At 46.4% G+C, this 1,238-nt stretch carries 1 protein-coding gene and 1 pseudogene; both read right to left on the reverse strand.

Annotated elements, in window-relative coordinates; translation table 11 throughout:
- Nucleotides 1-1,115, reverse strand: a 1,115-nt coding sequence (locus ACFINE_RS09755; protein ID WP_375621893.1) for a DUF4815 domain-containing protein, incomplete at its 3' end; no start/stop codon positions are given.
- A 1-nt stretch (nt 1,116) separates the two neighbouring features.
- Nucleotides 1,117-1,238, reverse strand: a pseudogene (locus ACFINE_RS09760) (phage tail protein); the annotation flags it as partial.

A 1,238-nucleotide genomic window follows, 5' to 3' on the forward strand; every position in this document is an offset into this window, starting at 1 on the left:
CCTGAGACAGTGATTTCCTGCGCTGTTACTTTATCAGCCGTGATTTTTGCGCGATAGCGGTAAGTCACCTTATAGCTGCTCCCCGCTAAAGGTTCGTCTCCCACGGGTGCCCAATCAATGGTGTCTCCTGTTTTTTTAAAATCTGTGCCTTCTTTAAATTCCTTGCTTCCTTGAACGATTTTGATAAACGCGGTGATGCTTTTATCAGGAACACCATCACGCCCAGCGGCAACGGCACCACGGGTGACGTTAACGGTTTTTTCTTTTGTCAATAAAAGAGACTGAATATCAGCAATAGGAGAATAATAGGGTTTAAAGGTAAAACTTGTTTTCCCTTTTGGAGGCGCAAAAATATGCGTTTCGCTTGGAACAACGCTTGTCGAAAAATCCTCTGGCTCTTCATGGCGCAAAGCCGCTAAGCGCTTGCGTTTAAAGCCATTGATATTGGCTTCTCCTTCTTGAATACTAAACACTTGGCAACCGTTATTGGCTCCCAATGCGCTCACACGGCAGCCACTCACGATATAATGCCCATGGGCACGGTCGTACGTCGCAATAGCTTGCATGGCGGGTTCAAGCAGTGAGGGCGATTTTTGATCAATCAAAACGCCATCTTGTAAAATATAAACCGGAAAGAAAGTGCCATTCTGCGCATCCTCTTTTAGTGCCCAAACAAGCTTTGCTGTTTCGCGTGCCGCTCCAGGCTCTCCTTCTGCTAAGGTGCCAGGGACTTGCCCCAAGAGCTCTGGATCATCCTCATGAGTTATCCATTTTTTTTGCAGCTTCACACCAATTTCCAAGCGCCCAATCATGGCAACATTGTTGAGTACAGCTGGTGCAACGGGGAAAATATCGCCTGCGATATAAATCTTGCCATCCGTTAAAGTGACGGTCTTTGTCTCTTTGTTGACAAAAGCATCAGCCCGTTCAACGCGGTCTCCTTCTTTTGCAACAAGGCGCCCCAAGCGGTCATGACGCCCCCTGATGATGGTTTGAACCTCATTGAGTTCACCACTTTGAATAAAGGGACGCGTGCCATAAAACACCACGCTTTGTTGTTCCTCTTTGCCGCGAGATCTGTCAATTGCAAAGGGTAAACCACTTTCATGCTTCATATTAAAACCTCAATAAAATCTTGAATTGTTCGCGAACATCGGCACGCAAAGGAATAGTGACAGGCGTTTTGAGTATCTCTACACCACCATTCAGTTCATTGACGTCACACCAAAGCTTTCCAA

The sequence above is a fragment of the Bartonella sp. AA97HXZ genome, from assembly GCF_042196985.1.
Taxonomy (GTDB): domain Bacteria; phylum Pseudomonadota; class Alphaproteobacteria; order Rhizobiales; family Rhizobiaceae; genus Bartonella.